Below are 20408 nucleotides of genomic sequence, written 5' to 3' on the forward strand. Positions count from 1 at the left end.
TCGAGTACGTTCCGTTATTGTTCCCGAACCGGCCAGCTCGACGTTGCCGTCGCTTTACATCGTCAGCTCAACAGAGCTGCGATGACTGCAATGAACACGGGGCTGGTCATCGTCGAGATGAGGATGCCGTCGCGCGCGAACGTCAGACCGACGTTGTACCGCGCCGCGTAGTTGTACACGTTCTGGCCGGTCGGCAGCGCGGCGAGCACCACGCAGGCGTACAGTGTCGCCCCGCGGAAGCCCATGACGAAGTAGGCGAGCAGGAACGCGATGATCGGCATCACGATGTTCTTCAGCACGGCCACCGTGAAGATCGCCGGAATGTCGCCCTTTTGCTGCAGCGGCTTCGTGCCGTGCAGCGACATGCCGAACGCCATGAGGATCATCGGCACCGCGGAGTCGCCGATCATCTTGATCGGGTCGAAAATGTAGTTCGGCACCGGGAACCAGCCGGTCTTCGCCGCGATGGCGGAGACGGCGATGCCGCCGAGCGAGCCGATGAGCAGCGGCTGGTGCAGCGGCTGCTTGGCGATCTCCTTGAGCGAGACCCGGCCTTTTGTGGTCACGTCGAGCACAGTCAGGCCGATCGGCGTGAACAGCGCCTGCTGCATCACCAGGATCGGCGCCACGAGCGCGCCGTTGCCGAGGATGTACGTGGCGATCGGCAGACCGATGTTGTTCGAGTTCAGATACAGCGAGTTGAGCGCGCCGATCGTCGCGTCGGCCGCCCCCAGATGGAAGAACATCCGGTTGAGCACGAGGAACAGCACGCCGACGAGCATCGCCGAGAAGAACGCCACGATGATCGACGAATGGAAGATGTCGAAGATCGGCTCCTTCGACAGGATCGCGAACATCAGGCACGGGCTGGAGACGAAGAAGCTGAACCGGTTGAGCACCATCTGCGCGCTCGGGCCGCCGATGCGCATGCGCGCGGCGACATAGCCCACCGCGATCACGATGCCGATGACACAGAAACCTTCCATGGCGCTCAATAGACCCGGCATGTTCCACCCTTCTTCCTGTTCGCTGGCTACCCCCATACTGCCATAGCCGCGCCGTACGCGGGGATTCGTCTCATTTCCGCGCCCCGCACGGCGGTATCGTAGTCGCGTTTCGTTACGATGGGCGCATGACCAACGCAGCGCAATCAGTGAACCACGATTCTTCAGTCACGTCGTCCCCGACCACGTCCCCGACGCTCGGCTTCGGCACGGCTGGCACCCGCGAGGCGCGGCTGTCCGCCCTGTTCGAGCAGATCATGGGTGTGTACTCCGTGAGCGACGACGAGACGGCGCTCGCGGACGCCGTGGAGCGGTTCCTGCATGGGTTCGGCCATCTGACGGTCCGCCGCCACGGCGATACGGTGGTGGCTTCGACCGGTCTGGGACGCGAGCGCCGCGTGGTGCTGGCCGGCCATCTGGACACGGTTCCGGTGATCGACAACTTCCCGCCGCGCTGGTTGGAGCCGGGCGATGCGCTGATCCGTGGGGACGTGGCGGCCGCGCATCCGAGCGAGCGGGTGATGTGGGGGCGCGGCGCGACCGACATGAAGGCGTCGGACGCGGTGCTGCTGTATCTGGCCGCCACGCTGACGCGGCCGCGCTACGACCTGACGTTCGTGTTCTACGACCATGAGGAGGTCGCGGCCGAGAAGAACGGCCTGCGCAAGGTCGCCGAGGCGCACCCCGACTGGATCGCCGGCGATTTCGCGGTCATCGGCGAGCCGACCGACTGCGGTATCGAAGGCGGCTGCAACGGCACGATTCGCTTCGACGTGGTCACGCACGGCGTCGCCGCGCATTCGGCCCGCGCGTGGATGGGGGTCAACGCGATCCACAAGGCGGCCGGGATCCTCAACAGGCTGAACGCCTATGAGCCGGCCGACGTGCCGGTGGACGGCCTGGTGTACCGCGAGGGGCTCAACGCCACGCTGATCTCGGGCGGCAAGGGCACGAACGTGATTCCCGACGAGTGCCGCGTGCATGTGAACTACCGGTTCGCGCCCGACAAGTCGATCGCCGAGGCGAAGGCGCTGATGATGGGCGCTGACGCCGGCGCCGAGCTCGGCAACGGCGAGCATACGGCCACGGGCGGCGTGTTCGAGGGGTTCGGCATCGAGATGAAGGACGAGTCGCCGTCCGCGCGGCCCGGCATGGATGCGCCGCTGGCCGTCTCCTTGGCCGATCTGGTGCGCGAGCGCACCGGACGTGAGCCGCTGGCCAAGCTCGGCTGGACCGATGTGGCCCGGTTCGCCGCGTTGGGCGTGCCGGCGGTGAACCTTGGCGCGGGCAGCCCCCTGCTGGCGCACAAGCATGACGAGCAGATCGCCGAGGGCGAGCTGGCCACGATGGCATCGATCCTCGAGGATTGGCTCACGGCGTAGCCGGCTTTCGAACCGACGATGCGGCATGGCTTTGGCCCTATGATTCAGCCCCCTCGGCGGAGGGATGTCAGCGAAGCTGACGGGGTGGCGTCATGGCCTCTGGGCGGAGCATCGGCAGTCGTGCGGTAGCAGTCAGGGGTTTGGCCCCCTCGGTGGAGGGGGCTGTCAGCGTAGCTGACTGGGGGAGCGTTACAACCGTCTTGCGTTTCCGCTGATTCATGGTCCGCATCCGGGCGACTCCCCGAGTGTTCACACGCCGTCAATTTTTGTGTCATACTTAAGGACGGCGGTTCTGCAAACCGCCTGAGCGCGAAAAGGCGTCGATCCCCTCGCAGCATGGCATGCGCGAGCGCCGGTGTCCGCCGAGACGCGCAGATGGACTTTTGACGGAGTTTGCCTCCTGCGAGCGCGAGCGTAGCGTGGCCATGGTGAGAGCATGGCGTGAGAGCGTATGGGGGCCTTGAGTTGCGATGCGGTGCAGCGCATCGTGAGGAGCATCGTGCCTAGTGTGAACGATACCGGTTTCAATCCGGGTGAATCTGATCAGCATGTGTCCAATGCCGCTTCCGGTGATGCGGCCCAGCCTTCGGCTCCCGCCCCGCGACGTCGTCGCGGCGGTCGTCGTGTGGTGCGCGGCGCGGGCGCGGCCGGCGCCGCGGTGGCGCTGAAGGTCGAGGACCATTCCATTCCGCTGTTCACCGAGCCCAAGAGCGCGCCTGACGATGCGCCGGCCGACGGTTCCGATGCGCCGGCCGACGGCGAGAGCCAGCCGACGCGGCGTTCGCGTCGCAGCGCGAGCCGGTCGCGCAAGACGGCCGCCGCTGCCGAGTCCGCGTCCGCCGAGACCTCGGACGCCGCCGCCGATGCGTCGCAGTCGGACGCGAAGTCCGACGCGCCTGCCGAATCCCAGCCGACGCGCACCCGCGTGCGCCGCCGCAGCGCCATCTTCTCCGCGCTCGAGGACGACATCGAGGACGCCCGCGCGTCCCGGACGTCCACGCGCACCCGCCGTCGCGGCAACCATGACGAGGCCGCCGAGGCATCGTCGGACGACATGTCGCGTGCGCTCGACGTCATCGATACGCTGCCGCAGTCCGCGCACAAGTCCCATGCGATGACGTCCATCCTCTTCCAGGAGCCGGTGCTGCCGTCGCTTGACCGTGTGCGCAAGCGCGGCGCCGGCCATGACGATGCCGATGCCGACGGTCGTGACGTTTCCGGTCGTGACGTCGACGGTCGTGACGCCGCCGCCGACTCCGCCGGTGAGGACGAGACCAAGCCGACGCGTTCGCGCCGCTCGCGCTCCGGCCGTGGCGGCGACTCCTCCGCGCGCCGCGGCAACCTCAGCCACATCGAACGCATCGACAGCATCGACGACAACGCCGGCGCCGCGGACGACGATTCGGACGTCATCACGCTCGACTCCGCCGTGAAGGGCGATGACGACGGCGAGACGACGGAGCGCCAGGGCAAGCGCAACCGCCGCCTCAACGCGCAGGAGCGCCGCGCCGCCGCCGAAGTCGAGCAGATCGAGGAGGACCTCGAGCTCGACGACATCTCCTACACGCCGATCGACGGCGAGGAGGGAGGCCGTACGCGCCGCCGTCGCCGCAACCGGAACCGTTCGGCGGACGACGCCGCGCGCGAGCCGCAGCAGGCCGACGATACCGAGAAAAGCGACGACGACGCCCAGCCGCAGGAGAACGTGCGCGTGCTGCGTCGCTCCCGCGCCGCCGAGGACGAGGACGACGACGCGACCGTGACCCGTCGCCGTCGACGTCGCCGTTCGCGCGCCTCCGAGGAGGACGACGAGCCGGTCGTCGTGCGCCGTTCGCGCAAGCAGCAGTACATCGACGAGATCACCGACGTCGAAGGCTCCACCAGGCTCGAGGCGAAGAAGCAGCGCCGCCGCGACAACCGCCGCGAGCGCAGCCGCCAGAGCCAGCTCATGGAGCAGGACTTCCTCGCGCGCCGCGAGAACGTGAACCGCCTCATGGTGGTGCGAGAGCGCGGCCATCACACGCAGATCTCCGTCATCGAGGACAACGTGCTCGTCGAGCATTACGTCTCCGACATCCAGGAGGTCGCGACCGTCGGCAACATCTACCTCGGCCGCGTGCAGAACGTGCTGCCGAGCATGGAGGCCGCGTTCGTGGACATCGGCCAGTCGCGCAACGGCGTCCTGTACGCCGGCGAGGTGAACTGGGACGCGACGCGCCTCGAAGGCCAGCCGCGACGCATCGAGCTGGCGTTCAAGTCCGGCGATCCGGTGCTCGTGCAGGTCACCAAGGACCCGATCGGCCACAAGGGCGCGCGACTGACCTCGCAGGTCACGCTCGCCGGCCGGTTCCTCGTGCTCGTGCCCTCCGGCGGCATGACGGGCGTGAGCCGCAAGCTGTCGGAGCGTGAACGTTCGCGCCTCAAGGGCATCGTCTCCAAGATCGCGCCCAAGGACATGGGCGTGATCATCCGCACCGCGGCCGAAGGCGCGAGCGAGGAGGCGATCGTCAAGGACCTCGACAGCCTGGTGCGCCAGTGGGAGCGGATCAACGCCAAGCGCGAGGAGTTCTGGCACGGCAAGCGGCCGAAGCTGCTGCAGGGCGAGCCGGACGTGGCGATCCGCGTGGTGCGCGACATCTTCAACGACGACTTCAGCGAGCTGATCGTCGAAGGCGACAAGGTGTACGAGCGCATCGAGGAGTACCTCGACACGATGGCGCCGGACCTCAAGGGCAAGCTGGTGCGCTGGGACCCGTCCGAGCATCAGGGCAAGGACGTGTTCGACAAGTGGCAGATCGACGCCCAGCTGCGCAAGGGCATGGAACGCCAGGTCTACCTGCCGTCCGGCGGCTCGATCGTCATCGACCGCACCGAGGCCATGACCACCATCGACGTGAACACCGGCCGGTTCATCGGCCGCGGCAAGTCGCTGGAGGAGACGGTCACGCGGTGCAACCTCGAGGCGGCCGAGGAGATCGCGCGGCAGCTGCGCCTGCGCGACATCGGCGGCATGGTCATGATCGATTTCGTCGACATGGTGATGCCCGCCAACCGCGACCTCGTGCTGCGCCGTCTGGTCGAATGCCTGGCGCGCGACCGCACCAAGCACCAGGTGGCGGAGGTCACCTCGCTCGGCCTCGTGCAGATGACGCGCAAGCGCATCGGCCAGGGCCTCGTCGAGGCGTTCTCAGAGGAATGCCCGACCTGCAAGGGCCGTGGGTTCATCCTGCACGACGAGCCGACCGTGAGCGCGGACTACGACGATCCGTACGCGCTCAAGGGCGGCGACCCGTTCATCAAGACGAACAAGCACGGCCGCGGCACGGATGTGCCGGTGCCGCAGGGTTCGTCCGCGGACGTGAAGGCCAAGCTGGCGCAGATCGCGGCGGCGGCCGTCGCGGCCGGCTCGGACGACGACGAGGAGTGACGGGTGCTGATTCTTGGCCGCACGGCGGAATTCTTCGGCGTGTCGCGTTGACACGCCGGGAATTCAGCTTGCGTTAGTACAGGGGTCAGTGTATGTTTGATAGTCGGTGTCTGACCAGCGGCTTGCGTGCGTCAGGCAAGAAGCTTTATAACACCATAGCAAGGAACGAAGCATGTACGCGATTGTGAAGGCCGGTGGCCATCAGGAAAAGGTCGAGGTCGGTGACGTGATTCTCGTCAACCGTCTTGAGGCGAAGAAGGGCGAGACCGTTGAGTTTCCGGTCGCGCTGGTCGTGGATGGCGCCAATGTGACGCTGGCCGCCAAGGATCTCGCCGCGAAGTCCGTCAAGGGCGAAGTCGTGGATGACGAGGCCAAGGGCCCGAAGATCAGCATCATGAAGTACAAGAACAAGACCGGCGTGGCTCGTCGTAAGGGTCACCGTCAGAAGCTGACCGCCGTCAAGATCACGGCGATCGCCTGAACCCAACGGCCATAACAAGGAAGGATCTGAATCATGGCACATAAGAAGGGTGCTTCCAGCTCGCGCAACGGTCGCGATTCGAAGCCTCAGTACCTCGGCGTCAAGAAGTTCGGTGGCGAAGCCGTCATCGCCGGCAACATCATCGTCCGCCAGCGTGGCACCAACTTCCACCCGGGCCAGAACGTCGGCATGGGCAAGGACCACACTCTGTTCGCCCTCACCGACGGCAGCGTGAAGTTCGGCGTCCGCCACGACCGCAAGGTCGTCGACGTCATCGCCGCCTGAGCGATATAGCGTTTACGCCACACAAGCCGTGTGTGCGGGTTGCTGAAAAGCACCCGCCACACGGCTTGTTGCGTTTCAGGGGCGGAAATGTTCGCTCCGGCCGGTTCATGGTGCGGATTGCCCTTTTTAACGCTTGAAAGCGGGCAAAACGCACCATCAATCATCGGGAACGGGCATATGGCCTGCGTCTGCGGGCGATACTGTACGCGGTATGTCGGGTAGGGCTTGGTGACGTATGACGGCGGGAGACGCCCAAGGCATCAAGCTGTCGTACAACGCGCTCCGGATTGTCGAGGTCGGTATGGTACATGCGCAGCACCACTGCCCGCCGTCGTTCGAGACACTGCTGTCTGCGGCGCTCCTCGTCCACGACCTCCCTGATGGTCCTGCCGGACGTCATCTGCGGGTCCACGTATTTGCGCGTCCCGTCGAATTCCCCGACGACCAGGGTGCCGTCCTTTCTCTTCCAAAGGAAGTCGCCGCGGTGGGTGCGGCCAGGCTCATCCAGACACGGGAACTGGGGCTGGACGTCATCCGGCGGATACCCGCAGTCACAGGCGACACCCCGCGCCTCGGATTCGCCGCCGTTCTCGCTGCGGCCGTCGGCCAGCGAAAAGGCCCGTTCCACGGCCTGCCGATGCCGTGTGTATTTCACGCTGCATGGATAGGCCAGCAGGGTCGTCTTGCTGACCAAGCCGAGGCGTAGCGCGGAATCAAGCGGACCGAGCGAGTAGCGCAGAGGGTATCCCGCCGCACAATCGAACAGCGTGCGCAGCAGACCGGTCACCTTCACATGCCCTATCGTCGTGGTCTCCGGATAGGCCACGACGCAGTGCGCAAGGTCGGCGGTGTCGCGATGGCCGCCGCCGGGGCGTGCAGCGACGCATATCGGGAACGCCAGCCGGTACGAGCAGTCGAGTCCATGCATGATTGCGGCGGTCGGCCCGCAGAACACCCAATCGGGATGCTGCATCGCAAGCGCCCGCACGATGTGACGGACCTGCTCATGCACATCCAGCGTGTTCCAGTATGCGGTTTCGGCATACAGACCGCGATATGCGCGAATCACCGTGCCGTGCTTCACCCGGCGTTGAATGGCCCGTATGTCCGTCTTGGTCTGCGGTCTGGCGCAGCGTCGCTCCCTGCGGGCCGCAGCGAACAGAATAGTCAAAGAATGATGTGTCCCCATAGGCCAAGTGTAGGGGATAGGCAGCGCGGAATCCCCTTTCCCCATGGTTGATGGTGCGTATTGCCCGTTTTCCGGCGCTAAAACGGGCAATACGCACCATCAACCGCAGGCAAGCGATCCGCCATCACCCCCAATCGGTAGAGTGGAGGGTTATGAGTGATTTTGTGGATAGAGTGACCGTCCATGTCAAGGGCGGAGACGGCGGAAACGGCTCGGCCGGCATCCGCCGCGAGAAGTACAAGCCGCTGGCCGGCCCCAACGGCGGCAACGGCGGTGACGGCGGCTCCGTGGTGTTCGTGGCCGACCCGAACGCGAACAGCCTGCTGGACTACCGGTTCATGCCGCATCGCGCGGCCGGCGACGGCACGATGGGCCTCGGCGACGTCAAGGACGGCTCCAAGGGCGCCGATCTGGTGTTGCCGGTGCCCCCGGGCACGGTGATCTTCGAGGCCAAGGGCCCGGTCGGCAAGCCGAAGCGCCCCGGCGAGCAGCTGGCCGACCTGCGCCACGCCGGCGACCGGTACGTGGCCGCGGCGGGCGGCGCAGGCGGTCTCGGCAACGCGGCGCTGGCGAACAAGACCCGCCGCGCCCCCGGTTTCGCACTGCTCGGCGAGCCCGGCGAGGAGCGCGACGTGATCCTGGAGCTCAAGTCCATCGCCGATGTGGCGCTGGTCGGCTTCCCGTCCGCCGGAAAGTCCAGCCTGATCGCGGCGATGAGCGCCGCCAAGCCGAAGATCGCCAACTACCCGTTCACCACGCTCGTGCCGAACCTCGGCGTCGTCATGGCCGGCGACCGCCGCTACACCATCGCCGACGTGCCGGGCCTCATCCCCGGTGCGTCGCAGGGCAAGGGCCTGGGCCTGGAGTTCCTGCGCCACATCGAGCGCACGGAGATCATCGCCCACGTCATCGACTGCGCCACGCTGGAGCCCGGCCGCGACCCGATCTCCGACTACCATGCGCTCGAGCATGAGCTCGCCGAATACGCCGACAAGCTGGAGCTGCCGCTCGGCGCCATCCCGATCCCCGAACGTCCGCGCATCATCGTGCTCAACAAGATCGACGTGCCGGAGGCCAAGGAACTGGCCGATTTCGTGCGTCCCGAGTTCGAGAAGATGGGCCTCAGGGTCTTCGAGATCTCCACCGCATCGCACGCGGGCCTCAAGGAGCTCAACTTCGCGCTCGCCGATCTGGTCGCCGCGATGCGCGAGGAGGTCGCCGGCCGCGAGCAGGCTCAGGAGGCCGAGCGCGTGGTCATCAACCCGCTCGAGCAGACCGGCCGCCGCCGTCGCGCCGCAGCCGGCACGGTGCCCGACTTCGCCGTGACCCGCCGTGAGAACGCCAACGGCGACATCTGGTTCGAGGTGACCGGCACCAAGCCGGAGCGTTGGGTGACGCAGACCAACTTCGACAACGACGAGGCCGTCGGCTATCTGGCCGATCGTCTCGCCCGCCTTGGCGTGGAGGACGAGCTGCGCCGTCAGGGCGCGCGCCCCGGCGACGAGATCCGCATCGGCCGTGGCGACCGCGCCGTCGAATTCGACTGGGATCCGACTATCGCGGCCGGCGCGGAGCTGCTCGACGGCTCCCAGCTGGGCGCTCGCGGCAAGGACCTGCGACTGCAGCCCGACGAGCCGGGCGGACGTCGCCGTACGAACGCGGAACGTCGCCGCCAGTACCACGAGATGATGGACGCGAAGGCCGCCGTGCGTGCGGCGATGGCGGCGGAGCGCGAGGCCGGCCACTGGTCCGACCCGAGCGTGGACGACGACCGTCACGACGAGCAGAGCCTGTTCGGCCGCGGCGAAAGCCTCGACGATTCGGACAGTGCCATCGACGACGCCATCGACGAAGGCTGACGGCACCGGTCGCAGCATGCTATGCCGCCCGTCGCATGACCGTCGCGACGGGCGGCATCGTCATCGTCCCGACGCATACGCATGTGCGGCAGCGCACGTAGGCGGTCGCAAGGCAGGGGAGGACACATGACCATGGTTGAGGAGGACGTCAGACGAGCCGTCGCCGCCGCGCGGACCGTCGTCGTCAAGGTCGGCTCGAGTTCGCTGACCAAGCCGAGCGGGCATCTTGACGCGGCCCGGCTGCGTGCGCTGGTCGCCGCGCTCGCCGCCGCCGCCCAGCAGGGCGCGCGCGTCGTGCTCGTCTCGTCCGGTGCGATCGCGGCCGGTTTCGGCCCGCTCGGCTTCGAAGCCAGACCGTCGGACGTCGCCACGCAGCAGGCGGTCGCGGCGGTCGGCCAAGGACTGCTCATGGCGCAGTACGAGGCGGCGTTCTCCCGATATGGCCTGAAGGTCGGGCAGATCCTCATCACCGCCGAGGACACGATCCGCGCCACCCAGTACCGCAACGTGCAGCGCACGCTGGACCGGCTGCTCGACCTCGGCGTGGTGCCGATCGTCAACGAGAACGATTCGCTGGCCAGCAACGAGATCCGTTTCGGCGACAACGACCGGCTGTCCGCGCTCATGGCGAACCTCGTGCGGGCCGACGCACTCGTGCTGCTCACCGACGTGGACGCGCTGTACACCGCGCCGCCCAGCCAGCCGGGCGCGCGACGCATCGGTTTCGTGCCGGATGTGGTCGCCGCCCTCGATGACGTGACCGTCACCGGCCCCACATCCGGCGTGGGCACCGGCGGCATGGTCACCAAACTGGAGGCGGCCCGCGTGGCCGCGGTATCAGGCATCCCCGCCGTGCTCACCAGCGCCGTCAACGCCGGTCCTGCGTTGATGGGCGACCCTGTGGGCACCGCGTTCGCGCCCGTCAAGCACCGCGGCTCGTCGCGCCGCCTGTGGATCGGGTTCGCGGCCGAGCCACGCGGCGCGCTCGTCGCGGACGCCGGCGCGGCCAAGGCCGTACGCGGCGGCCGCGCCAGCCTGCTGTCCGCCGGCGTGCTGGAGGTGCGCGGCGAGTTCTCGGCAGGCGACCCCGTCTGGATCGACGACGAGTCCGGCCGTCACCTCGCGCGTGGACTGTCCGGCTTCGACTCCGAGGAGATCCCGCAGATGCTTGGCCGCACCACCACGCAGCTCAAGAGGTTCCTCGGCGCCGAATACGCGCATCCGGTCGTCCACCGCGACGACCTCGTGCTCGTGTGACGGTCGCATGTCCGCTACGGCCCGTCCCCGCATGCCGTCAGCAGCTGCGGTGCGTGCCCAGCGACGTCTTCACCAGGACTCGCCCCAGCCGGCGGGGGCTGTCAGCGTAGCTGACTGGGGGTGGTCCCCGGTCGCAGGACTGTCCCCCGCGACGGTCCTGCACGTGTCGCCGGACCTGTCGGTTTTCGCCCACTGGGTTTAGCATGGAAGCCATGACTATGGCTGATTGGCAGACTTTTTCCGACCGTATCAACAATGTGGCCCCGAGCGCCACGCTGGCCGTCGACTCCAAGGCGAAGGCGATGAAGGCCGCCGGCGTGGACGTCATCGGATTCGGCGCAGGCGAGCCTGATTTCCCCACCCCAGCGAACATCGTGGACGCCGCCGTCGAGGCATGCCGCGAGCCGCGCAACTACAAGTACACGCCGACCGCCGGCCTGCCCGAGCTGCGCCGCGCCATCGCCGACAAGGTCCTGCGCGACTCCGGCTACGAGGTCGCGCCCGAACAGGTCGTCGTCACCAACGGCGGCAAGCAGGCCGTCTACGAATCCTTCCAGGTCCTGCTCAACGACGGCGACGAGGTCATCATCCCCACCCCGTTCTGGACCAGCTACCCGGAGGCCGTCAAGCTTGCCGGCGGCAAGCCGGTCGAGGTGTTCGCCGGCGCCGACCGCGACTTCGAGCCGGATATCGACGCCATCGAGGCCGCCCGCACCGGGCGCACGAAGGCGATCATCATCACCTCGCCCAACAACCCGACCGGAGCCGTGTGGAGCCGCGAGACCATCCGCGCCATCGGCCGCTGGGCCGTCGAGCACCACGTGTGGATCATCTCCGACGAAATCTACGAACACCTCAACTACGACGGCGCCAAGACCGCGTACGTCGGCGTCGAAGTGCCCGAATGCCGCGACCAGCTGCTCGTCCTCAACGGCGTCGCCAAGACCTACGCCATGCCCGGCTGGCGCGTCGGCTGGATGGTCGCCCCGCTCGAGGTCGCCAAGGCCGCCTCCAAGCTGCAGGGCCACCTGAGCTCCAACGTCTCCAACGTCCCCCAGCGCGCCGCGCTCGCCGCCGTCGCCGGACCCCTCGACGACGTGTACATGATGCGCGAGGCGTTCGACGCCCGCCGCAAGGCTATCGTCGCCGCGCTCAACGACATCCCCGGCGTCGTCTGCCCGACCCCCACCGGCGCGTTCTACGCCTTCCCCGACGTCTCCGGCCTGCTCGGCAAGCCGCTCGGCCCGAACGGCACCGTTTGCGCCACCTCCGCCGAACTGGCCGCCGCCCTGCTTGACGAGGCGCACGTCGCCGCCGTGCCCGGCGAGGCGTTCGGCGCGCCCGGCTACCTGCGCTTCTCCTACGCGCTCGCCGACGACCAGCTCGCCGAAGGCATGCGCCGGTTCCGCCAGTGGGTCGGCTGACCTTCAGCGTGTTGCGTGTCGCACAATGGTCGATGTCATGCGTTTTCGTTGATATTCCAACGATAATGCACGACATCGGCGGTGCCGCGCCACGCCGGTGACGCGGCCGGAACAACACGCGATTGGACGAAATCGCCAAGAGCCGCTAATATGACCTCTTGGCGGTTTTGCCAAGTGTCGGCCACGTAGTCTTACGGGGCAAGTACACTGGGCAAAGTTCACCTAGGGATGTGGCGCAATTGGTAGCGCAACGGTCTCCAAAACCGTAGGTTGTGGGTTCGAGTCCCGCCGTCCCTGCCAAGCTTTTGTAACCAAATACACTCACAAAGGATGAATATGGCGAAGGCAAGCAAGTCGGAGAAAGCAGTCAAGCCGAATGTATTCATGCGCATTGGCCTGTTCATCAAGCAGATTATCGACGAGCTCCGCAAGGTCGTGACCCCCACCGCCAAGGAACTCTTCTTCTGGTCCCTCGGCGTGTTCATCTTCGTCGTGCTCCTCATGGTTCTCGTCACGGGAATGGATTTCGGTCTGGGCAAGCTCGTGCTGTGGGTGTTCGGCTGATCCAACGACACTGAAGGTGAATAGTTCGCATGACTGATGAAGTGAATCTCGAAAATCTCGACGCACTGGCGGATCTTCCCGATCCGACCGACGCGGCTGCTGACGCGGATCAGGCTGCGGATGCGGCGGTTGATTCCATCAACACCGATGTCGTTGCCGCCTCCGAGCCTTCCACCGATTCCACCGACGAATCCTCCGCCGCCGAGCAGGACAACAACGCCGACGACTCGAGCGAATCCGACGAGCTCGACGCCGGCCAGATCGCCGTCGAAGAATTCTCCAAGTCCCTTCGCACCCTCGAAGGCAAGTGGTACGTTCTCCACACCTACTCCGGCTACGAGAAGCGCGTCAAGACCAACGTCGAATCCCGCATCGTCAGCTTCGGCCTCGAAGACAAGATCTACCAGGTCGAAGTCCCCATGGAGGAAGTCGAAAAGCACACCGAAAAGGGCAAGAAGGTCGTCACCCGCGTCCGCGTCCCCGGCTACGTCCTCATCCGCATGGAACCCGACGACGACGCCCGCCGCATCGTCCGCGAGACCGAAGGCGTCACCGGCTTCGTCGGCCCCACCAAGGAACCGGCTCCCCTCACCCGCAAGGAAGTCGTCTCCATGCTCGCGCCCATGATCGCCTCCGAGGCCCTCAAGAAGGCCGGCGACAAGCCCGCAGCCAACAAGAAGCGCGCCGTCGAGGTCTCCTACGCCGTCGGCGATCAGGTCACCGTCACCGACGGACCCTTCGCCACCATGGCCGCCGTCGTCTCCGACGTCGAGCCCACCACCCAGAAGCTCACCGTGCTTGTCTCCATCTTCGGCCGTGACACGCCGGTGGAGTTGGGCTTCCACCAAGTCGAAAAACTGCAGTAAATTCCGCTGCGGAGCGTATACCGCCTTTCTTCACCACTCGGCGTACCCTGGTACGCCTTCGGGTTCAGACGGCGGTCTCCGCACGCGCAGCGAAATTTACTGTCGAAGATCGCATAAAGCCGCCGCGAAACGTCTTTCCTCACCACTCGACGTACCAGATGTACGCCTTCGGGTTCGGACGACGTTTCTCGGCGGCTTTCTGCGATTTACTGAGATAATGCGACACCGCCTTTCTTCACCACTCGGCGTACCCTGGTACGCCTTCGGGTTCAGACGGCGGTCTCCGCACACGCAGCGAAATGTACTGTCGGTACATCACATAACGGAGCGTCTTCTGCGTTGCTCCTCGGTCGCTGTACCTTGGTACAGCTTCCCTCGGTGCGCCTTGAAGCCGCACACGTTATGTGATGTACTGTCAAAGATCGTTAGGCCGTCGCGAAACGTTTGGATGTTTTGCGGCGGCTTTTTTGTCACTGTGCTCGCCCTTGCAGAGTGACGCAGACGTGAAAATGGTTGGAAACAGTGAGGTTTGAGTGGTGCGTCACTGTGAGCGGGCGAGCAGGGTGACGTTCCCGAGCTCTCAGGGTCGGCGGGCGGCGTAACACGACCGTCAACAATGCGGGCGTCGATGCCGGATATGTGAGGCAATGCTGGTAACGTAGGGGACAGGCCGAGCAACGATGTTTCGGCAATACGAGAGAGGGCATGCATCATGACTGATCCGAACACCAACCCATACGGAACGCCGGCACCGCAGAACCCGACGCCCGAACAGCCCCAATACCAGGCTCCCGCCCAGCCGCAGTATCAGGCGCCCACTCCGGCCCCCGGCATGCCGGCCCCGGCCGCAGCCACCGACTATGCGGCGAACGTTCAGGCCTCCGTGACCAACTTCGCCCAGCAGATGGGCGGCAAGAGCGTCAACGTCGGCGGCCAGAACTTTGACTACATCTCCATCATCACGTTCGTCGCCGCCGTGGTCAGCCTGCTCGGCTGCATCGTGCCGTTCGCGTCGATCAGCGCATTCGGCTATTCGCAGGAGGCCAGCCTGTTCACGGGCGGTGACGGCTGGTTCTTCCTCGCCATCGCCGTGGTGGTCGTCATCCTGACCGTGTTCAAGAAGCATCTGGCCGCCATGATCATCGCCATCATCGATCTGGCACTCGGCATCTTCGAAATCGTATGGACCAATCACAAGATCGACGAACTCGTGAGCGGCTATGGTTCGCTCGGTTCGCTCGCCAAGAACGCCATCCACTACAGCATCGGCGCGTGGCTCGTCATCATCGCCGGCATCGCGATGGTCGTCGGCACGCTGCTCGCCTTCATCAACCAGCGCAAGGCGAAGGCCGGTGCCACGCCGTCCGGTGCCGCCGCGCCGCAGGCTCCCTACGGTGCCGCTCCCACGCCGTTCCCCGGTGCTCCCGCACCAGCGGTCCCGGCCGCTCCGGGTGCCGCGCCCGCAGCTCCGTACGCCGCCGCGCCGACGGTCCCCTCTGTTCCGCTTCCGCAAGCCCCGGCCGCTCCGGCCGCGACCGATCAGACGGTTCCGGCCGCTCCGGCCGCTTCGGCTCCGAGCGACCCGTACAACGGCCAGTTCCCGACCGCCACTCCGCAGGCGTGACATCGGCCTGACCGCCTAGAATCCGCAATCCCAACGCCGTCACAGCGTGCGAACACCCGCTGTGACGGCGTTCTTGTTTCCCGCCAGTCGTAAGGTATACGCCATTTGTGTCACAGCGGGTAGCTACCCGCTGTGACACAAAGGAGGCGGGCTGCTGCGCCATCGCTGATATGTCCATGAAATCCGGCATAATAGAAAAGTTGTGTCTGGAGGGCGGCCATCGCATCGCCTGCTAGCACAGCACAGCAATATAGGTTGCGGGAGGAGTTCGTCGGGTGACCGGCGTCCGCCGATATCACCGCTTCATAGAAAGAAGAACCATACAATGGCTCCCAAGAAGAAAGTCACGGCGCTGATCAAGCTCCAGATTCAGGCTGGCAAGGCCAACCCGGCCCCGCCGCTGGGTCCGGCTCTGGGTTCCCATGGCGTGAACATCATGGACTTCTGCAAGCAGTACAATGCTAAGACGCAGGACAAGATGGGTCAGGTCATCCCGGTCGAGATCACCGTCTTCGAAGACCGTTCCTTCACTTTCGTTCTCAAGACCCCGCCGGCCGCGGCTCTGCTGAAGAAGGCCGCCGGCATCGAGAAGGGCACCGAGAACCCGCTGACCCACAAGGTCGGCTCCGTCACCAAGGCTCAGCTGCGTGAGATCGCCGAAACCAAGATGGCCGATCTTTCCGCTCGCGACGTCGAGGCTGGCATGAAGATCATCGCCGGCACCGCTCGCTCCATGGGCATCACGGTTGAGGACTGAGAGGAGAAGGACACATGGTAAAGCGTTCCAAGAAGTACCGCGAGGCGGCCGAGAAGGTCGATCGTAACAACCTGTACACCGCCAACGAGGCCATCGCCCTGCTCAAGAGCATGCCGGCCTACAACTTCGACCAGACCGTCGAAGCCGTGTACCGCCTGAACGTCGACCCGCGCAAGGCCGACCAGCTGGTCCGTGGCACCGTCAACCTGCCTCACGGCACCGGTAAGACCGCCAAGGTCGCCGTGTTCGCCCGTGGCCCGAAGGCCACCGAGGCCCAGGAGGCCGGCGCCGATATCGTCGGTGATGACGACCTCATCGCCAAGGTGCAGGGCGGCTTCCTCGACTTCGACGCCGTCGTCGCCACCCCGGACATGATGGGCAAGGTCGGCCGCCTCGGCCGCGTGCTCGGCCCCCGTGGCCTCATGCCGAACCCGAAGACCGGCACGGTGACCATGGACGTCACCAAGGCCGTCAAGGACATCAAGGGCGGCAAGATCGAGTTCCGCGTGGACAAGAACGGCAACCTGAGCTTCCTCATCGGCAAGCTCTCCTTCGACGAGGCCGCTCTGGACGAGAACTTCAAGGCCGTGGCCGATGAAGTCAAGCGTCTCAAGCCCGCCACCGTCAAAGGCCGCTACATCACCAAGGCGACCATCACCTCCACGATGAACCCGGGCGTCCCGGTCGATCCGGCCACGCTCGCCTGATTCCAGGTGAACGGTGCGGCCACACGCGCCGCATGACATGCATGGTCCCCCGCAGGGTCTTCTGCGGGGGACCATTGCATATGGGTGTCGGTTACGGTACCGGCGACGTCAGCTGACCGGATACGGCGACGATGTGACGACGCAACGACGCGTCGCTCAAGTGATGACCAGGATAGCCGGCACGAGCTGCGACCTTGCGACCTTGCGGCATTGAGACGTTGCGGCCCTGCGATGTTGCGACGCCCGAGTACCGCAACGCACGGCAGCGTGCGTGGCCGTCCGCTCAGCCGCGCTGCCGTCCTCCGGCGGTTCCGGCCGCGCCGACCGACGGCGCCTTCGCACCGGCCGTTCCCGTCTGCCGCATCCGCCCCAAAGCGATCGCCGTACGCAGCACGTAGGCCTCACGCGCGTCGGTCGCATCCCAGCCGGTCGTCTCCGCGGCGCGCTTGAGCCGATAGCGCACGGTGTTCGGGTGCACGCTCAGCTCCTTGGCGCACGTCTCAAGCGACCCACCGTTGCCGAGGAACGCGGAGACCGTCTCCAACGTCGGATCGTCCGGCCCCGCGGCGGTCAGGCTCGCGTACACGGTGTCGACCAGCTCATCGGCCGCATCCTCGTCACCCAGCAGCGCGCGCTCCGGCAGCACATCGTCGGCGCGCATCGGCCGCGGCACCTTGGCCAGCGCCGGCGCCGCGGCGATCGACGTGACCACCGCGCGCACGACCCGCGCCGCACCCGTCACGCCACGGCGCAACGGCGACAGGCACACGGGTGATTTGGGGTCGAACGCGGGCATGGCGTTCGTGCAGGTCACATCCGGCGTGACCGCAGCGCGAGGCGTGATCATGGCGATGCACAAGCCGCCGATCGTTCCCGTGACGCACGGGCCGCCGCCAAGGTCACGCACGGTCTTGTGCAGCGCCGCACGCGTGCCAGCGGTCGTATGCAGCGGGGTGCCGCCGACCGCAAAGCACAGGAAGTCGTCGTCGAAGCCGAGCATCCCCAGGATCGCCGCGGCACGCGCGTCCGTCAGTCCGTTGGCCAGGCAGGCGAACGCGACCGACTCCAGCCGCGTATCGGCGTCGTCGTCGGCCGAACCACGGTTCAGCAACTCCAGAAAATCAACAGACGAATGTCCCATGCCCACCCAATCAGTCATGTCATTCAGCATAGCAGCGTAACCGCTCACACGCCGTCGTCACACGTCGCCGTCACTGTACGCCGCCGCGAGCGAGCGTCGCCGCCGAACGTCCCTCAGGCATCCACGCGGCCGCCGCGGCCCGCCGCTCGGCCTGGGACTCACGCCAGAACGTGAGCAGTACGAAACCGAACGTGAACGCCACCGGCAGCATGTGCCGCTCGAAATTGTTCGCCGGAGCCGTGATCATCACGCCCATGAACAGCAGCATCGGCAGGTGCACCGCCAGCGTACGCCAACGACGCAGCACCACTTCGGCCGCGCCCGTCAGCAGCATCAGCGTCACGTACAGGTTGCCGTGCGTCACCCAGCCGACCACCGGGATCTCGCCGAACTGGTGCGCGCCGCCGCCGATGGCCGCCCGCCACTGGCGGCACCAGTTCTTGATCTGGTCGGTCTGCTCCTGCACATAGTCGTTGGTCACGTAGTAGTCCATCGCCACGTACGGCTGGTCGGTGGGGTTGAAATAGCCGAAGCACTTGGCCAGCAGCGCATCTATCGCGGTGATCGGGTCGGCCTTGACGATGCTCCACCAGGCGTCGTTGAACCTGCGCATGTCCGCGGCGGTGACCGACCGCCAGCGGTAGCTCACCTTCTTCGACTGGATGCCCGACGACTTCACCGGATCGGCGTCCTGCGGGAAGTACGCGTCGGCCATCTGATCGAGGTTGAAAATCGACGAGATCTCCTCGCGCGCGGTCAGCGGAATGCTCTGCGGGTTGCGCTTGGCGATGCGCGCGATCTGCTGCAGCTGCACGCCGTGGCTTTCGATCGGATCGCCGCCGATGATCGCCCCGGACGCGGTCAGCATCACCACGCCGCCATGCAGGATGACGACCGGCAGCAGCAGCGACACCGCATACACGCCCCAACGCCGGCGGTCGGCGAACAGCGCGAGCACGATCTCGAACAGCAGGATGTACCAGGCGTACTTCGCGCTCGCCAGCATCACCACGCTCGCCACCGTCATCGCCGCAAGGCTGCGGCCGCGCAGATGCAGCACCGCGTCCGGCTTGTCGCGCTGCGTGCGCAGCAGCTCGTACCACACGCCGAACGCCCACACGAACGCGAACGCGAACAGCGGCGACTTGGTCAGCGAGATCGTCGAGAACACCACCAGCGGGCACAGCATGAAGAACAGCATGATCGTGAGCCTGGCGAACCAGCCTGCCGCGCCCGTCGGCAGCACACGGCCGTGGGTGCGCCACCAGCAGCGCGACTCCCCGCGTTCGGGGTGCAACGGGTCGTGCGGGCCGCCCAGCGTCATCGCGCGACGCTGCGGATCGGCGAAATCGGCCGCCGCCTCGGCGCGCGAGCCGAACCCCAGCCATGGCAGGTTGAAGAACCGGTGCATCGTCGCCGAGACGCAGAACACGGCGAACAGGAACTGCAACGCCGACAGCACCACGAAACCGGGGTCGTTCGACTCGGTGAAGTAGCGTGACACCGCCAGCACCGCCCCGTAGAACACGGTGAGGATGATGTTGTGCTGGTCGGTCAGATACGTGGGGTCGGCCGGCCAAATGTAATGCGCGGTCGGGTAGATGTCCATCGGCACGAACGAGAAGAAGCCGATGTACGGCTGTTTGATGCCGGTCCACTGGTTCCACGCCCAGCTGAACTCGCGCGCCTGCGAGCGGATGTCCGCGCCGAACGCGGTGACCAGCGTCGTCGGCACCCACAGCCAGCCGATGAACACGATCAGCACGATCTTCCACCAGCGGTCGGTGGCGCGCACCCACAGGCGGCCGGCCGTGCGCAGCGCGGAGCCGAACGGCGAGACGGCGATGCGCATCGTCGTCTGCCGCACACGTTCCGGCATGATGCGGCGGACGCGCAGCCCGTCCGGTCCGCTCGCCCAGCCGAAGATTGGGATGCCGCGAGCCCAGCGCACCGAGGCGATGATGATGCCGAGCGCGATGCCGAACGCGATCAGACCGTACAGCCAGTTCAGCGGCCCGAAGTCGGCGATGGAGTCATCCGCCCAGTAGATCGGCCCGACGGCCACGCATAGGGCGATCCACAGGCAGGCGGCGACGGCGAGCGCCCAGCGTGCGGCCGCGGCGGCCGGTGCGACGACGGAACGCGCGTGCGTGTGCGGACGGCGTGCGGCGTCGCTCGGTGCCGTGTTGCGCGACGTGACGTTGTCTGATGAGACGTTGTCTGATGAGACGTTGTCCGATGAGACGTTGTCCGATGAGACGTTGTCCGATGAGACGTTGTCCGATGAGACGCTGTCCGACGTGACGCTGTCTGACGCAACGTCATGGCGGTCGGCGACGTCACGCACGACGCTGCGGTCGTCGCGGGCGTTGCCGGATTCCCGGCTTGGGTGCTGCTGTCGGCGGGTGTGGGTCATGCAGGCCATTGTACAGCTCAGAGGA

The 20408-nt window shown here is 66.3% G+C and carries 16 protein-coding genes and 1 tRNA gene; 13 read left to right on the forward strand and 4 right to left on the reverse strand.

The window, feature by feature from the left end; all coding sequences use genetic code 11:
- Nucleotides 1–62 precede the first annotated feature (62 nt).
- Nucleotides 63–1007, reverse strand: coding sequence for an AEC family transporter (locus F7D09_RS02290; protein ID WP_152233817.1), 945 nt, complete (start codon nucleotides 1005–1007; stop codon nucleotides 63–65).
- 125 nt (nucleotides 1008–1132) lie between these two features.
- Between F7D09_RS02290 and dapE the strand changes: the two genes are divergently transcribed.
- The 4 genes from dapE (at nucleotide 1133) to rpmA (ending at nucleotide 6579) form a co-directional block, all read left to right on the forward strand.
- Nucleotides 1133–2386 carry a succinyl-diaminopimelate desuccinylase gene (gene dapE, locus F7D09_RS02295; RefSeq protein ID WP_152233818.1) on the forward strand — a complete coding sequence of 418 codons (1254 nt, stop codon included), beginning with the start codon at nucleotides 1133–1135 and terminating at the stop codon, nucleotides 2384–2386.
- Nucleotides 2387–2885: 499 nt separating this feature from the next.
- On the forward strand, nucleotides 2886–5813 hold the full coding sequence (locus tag F7D09_RS02300) for an Rne/Rng family ribonuclease (RefSeq protein ID WP_152233819.1): 2928 nt from the start codon (nucleotides 2886–2888) through the stop codon (nucleotides 5811–5813).
- Between the two features lie 172 nt (nucleotides 5814–5985).
- Entirely contained in the window at nucleotides 5986–6294 is a 309-nt protein-coding gene (gene rplU, locus F7D09_RS02305) for a 50S ribosomal protein L21 (protein ID WP_152233820.1), read from the forward strand.
- Between the two features lie 33 nt (nucleotides 6295–6327).
- Complete coding sequence (gene rpmA, locus F7D09_RS02310; RefSeq protein WP_152233821.1) at nucleotides 6328–6579, forward strand: 50S ribosomal protein L27; 252 nt, start codon at nucleotides 6328–6330, stop codon at nucleotides 6577–6579.
- 160 nt (nucleotides 6580–6739) lie between these two features.
- Here the strand turns inward: rpmA and F7D09_RS02315 are convergent, their stop codons facing one another.
- Nucleotides 6740–7750, reverse strand: a complete 1011-nt coding sequence (locus tag F7D09_RS02315) for a CTP synthase (protein ID WP_226835873.1) — start codon at nucleotides 7748–7750, stop codon at nucleotides 6740–6742.
- A gap of 170 nt (nucleotides 7751–7920) precedes the next feature.
- Between F7D09_RS02315 and obgE the strand changes: the two genes are divergently transcribed.
- From obgE to rplA, 9 genes are all read left to right on the forward strand, one after another.
- The gene (gene obgE, locus F7D09_RS02320) at nucleotides 7921–9627 is read left to right on the forward strand and encodes a GTPase ObgE (protein WP_152233822.1); all 1707 of its coding nucleotides are present in this window, start codon (nucleotides 7921–7923) and stop codon (nucleotides 9625–9627) included.
- 126 nt (nucleotides 9628–9753) lie between these two features.
- Entirely contained in the window at nucleotides 9754–10884 is a 1131-nt protein-coding gene (gene proB / locus F7D09_RS02325) for a glutamate 5-kinase (protein ID WP_152233823.1), read from the forward strand.
- 218 nt (nucleotides 10885–11102) lie between these two features.
- On the forward strand, nucleotides 11103–12308 hold the full coding sequence (locus F7D09_RS02330) for a pyridoxal phosphate-dependent aminotransferase (RefSeq protein WP_152233844.1): 1206 nt from the start codon (nucleotides 11103–11105) through the stop codon (nucleotides 12306–12308).
- Nucleotides 12309–12532: 224 nt separating this feature from the next.
- Nucleotides 12533–12608 (forward strand) — tRNA-Trp (locus F7D09_RS02335).
- Nucleotides 12609–12644: 36 nt separating this feature from the next.
- Entirely contained in the window at nucleotides 12645–12872 is a 228-nt protein-coding gene (secE, locus tag F7D09_RS02340; RefSeq protein WP_152233824.1) for a preprotein translocase subunit SecE, read from the forward strand.
- A 29-nt stretch (nucleotides 12873–12901) separates the two neighbouring features.
- Nucleotides 12902–13738: a transcription termination/antitermination protein NusG gene (nusG, locus tag F7D09_RS02345; protein ID WP_152233825.1), complete on the forward strand. Its 837-nt coding sequence runs from the start codon at nucleotides 12902–12904 to the stop codon at nucleotides 13736–13738.
- Nucleotides 13739–14450: 712 nt separating this feature from the next.
- Nucleotides 14451–15362: an ABC transporter permease gene (locus F7D09_RS02350; protein ID WP_193312281.1), complete on the forward strand. Its 912-nt coding sequence runs from the start codon at nucleotides 14451–14453 to the stop codon at nucleotides 15360–15362.
- Nucleotides 15363–15687: 325 nt separating this feature from the next.
- Nucleotides 15688–16119: a 50S ribosomal protein L11 gene (gene rplK, locus F7D09_RS02355; RefSeq protein ID WP_152233826.1), complete on the forward strand. Its 432-nt coding sequence runs from the start codon at nucleotides 15688–15690 to the stop codon at nucleotides 16117–16119.
- Between the two features lie 14 nt (nucleotides 16120–16133).
- On the forward strand, nucleotides 16134–16826 hold the full coding sequence (rplA, locus tag F7D09_RS02360) for a 50S ribosomal protein L1 (protein ID WP_152233827.1): 693 nt from the start codon (nucleotides 16134–16136) through the stop codon (nucleotides 16824–16826).
- A gap of 283 nt (nucleotides 16827–17109) precedes the next feature.
- Here rplA and F7D09_RS02365 read toward each other — a convergent pair whose 3' ends face one another.
- Nucleotides 17110–17997, reverse strand: a complete 888-nt coding sequence (locus tag F7D09_RS02365; protein ID WP_152233828.1) for a PucR family transcriptional regulator — start codon at nucleotides 17995–17997, stop codon at nucleotides 17110–17112.
- Nucleotides 17998–18037: 40 nt separating this feature from the next.
- A complete protein-coding gene (locus F7D09_RS02370; RefSeq protein WP_226835875.1) occupies nucleotides 18038–20383 on the reverse strand; it encodes a DUF6020 family protein in 2346 nt (781 codons plus the stop codon).
- Nucleotides 20384–20408 lie beyond the last annotated feature (25 nt).

Origin of the sequence: Bifidobacterium leontopitheci (genome assembly GCF_009193355.1) — a bacterium.
In the GTDB taxonomy this organism is placed as follows: Bacteria; Actinomycetota; Actinomycetes; order Actinomycetales; family Bifidobacteriaceae; genus Bifidobacterium; species Bifidobacterium leontopitheci.

Bases quoted from the DNA above. Each gene is read 5' to 3' on its own strand.
- proB (WP_152233823.1), top strand. From the start codon at position 9,754: ATGACCATGGTTGAGGAGGACGTCAGACGAGCCGTCGCCGCCGCGCGG.
- dapE (WP_152233818.1), top strand. From the start codon at position 1,133: ATGACCAACGCAGCGCAATCAGTGAACCACGATTCTTCAGTCACGTCG.
- F7D09_RS02330 (WP_152233844.1), top strand. From the start codon at position 11,103: ATGGCTGATTGGCAGACTTTTTCCGACCGTATCAACAATGTGGCCCCG.
- obgE (WP_152233822.1), top strand. From the start codon at position 7,921: ATGAGTGATTTTGTGGATAGAGTGACCGTCCATGTCAAGGGCGGAGAC.
- F7D09_RS02365 (WP_152233828.1), bottom strand. From the start codon at position 17,997: ATGCTGAATGACATGACTGATTGGGTGGGCATGGGACATTCGTCTGTT.
- F7D09_RS02370 (WP_226835875.1), bottom strand. From the start codon at position 20,383: ATGACCCACACCCGCCGACAGCAGCACCCAAGCCGGGAATCCGGCAAC.
- rpmA (WP_152233821.1), top strand. From the start codon at position 6,328: ATGGCACATAAGAAGGGTGCTTCCAGCTCGCGCAACGGTCGCGATTCG.
- rplU (WP_152233820.1), top strand. From the start codon at position 5,986: ATGTACGCGATTGTGAAGGCCGGTGGCCATCAGGAAAAGGTCGAGGTC.
- secE (WP_152233824.1), top strand. From the start codon at position 12,645: ATGGCGAAGGCAAGCAAGTCGGAGAAAGCAGTCAAGCCGAATGTATTC.
- rplA (WP_152233827.1), top strand. From the start codon at position 16,134: ATGGTAAAGCGTTCCAAGAAGTACCGCGAGGCGGCCGAGAAGGTCGAT.
- rplK (WP_152233826.1), top strand. From the start codon at position 15,688: ATGGCTCCCAAGAAGAAAGTCACGGCGCTGATCAAGCTCCAGATTCAG.
- F7D09_RS02350 (WP_193312281.1), top strand. From the start codon at position 14,451: ATGACTGATCCGAACACCAACCCATACGGAACGCCGGCACCGCAGAAC.
- nusG (WP_152233825.1), top strand. From the start codon at position 12,902: ATGACTGATGAAGTGAATCTCGAAAATCTCGACGCACTGGCGGATCTT.
- F7D09_RS02290 (WP_152233817.1), bottom strand. From the start codon at position 1,007: ATGCCGGGTCTATTGAGCGCCATGGAAGGTTTCTGTGTCATCGGCATC.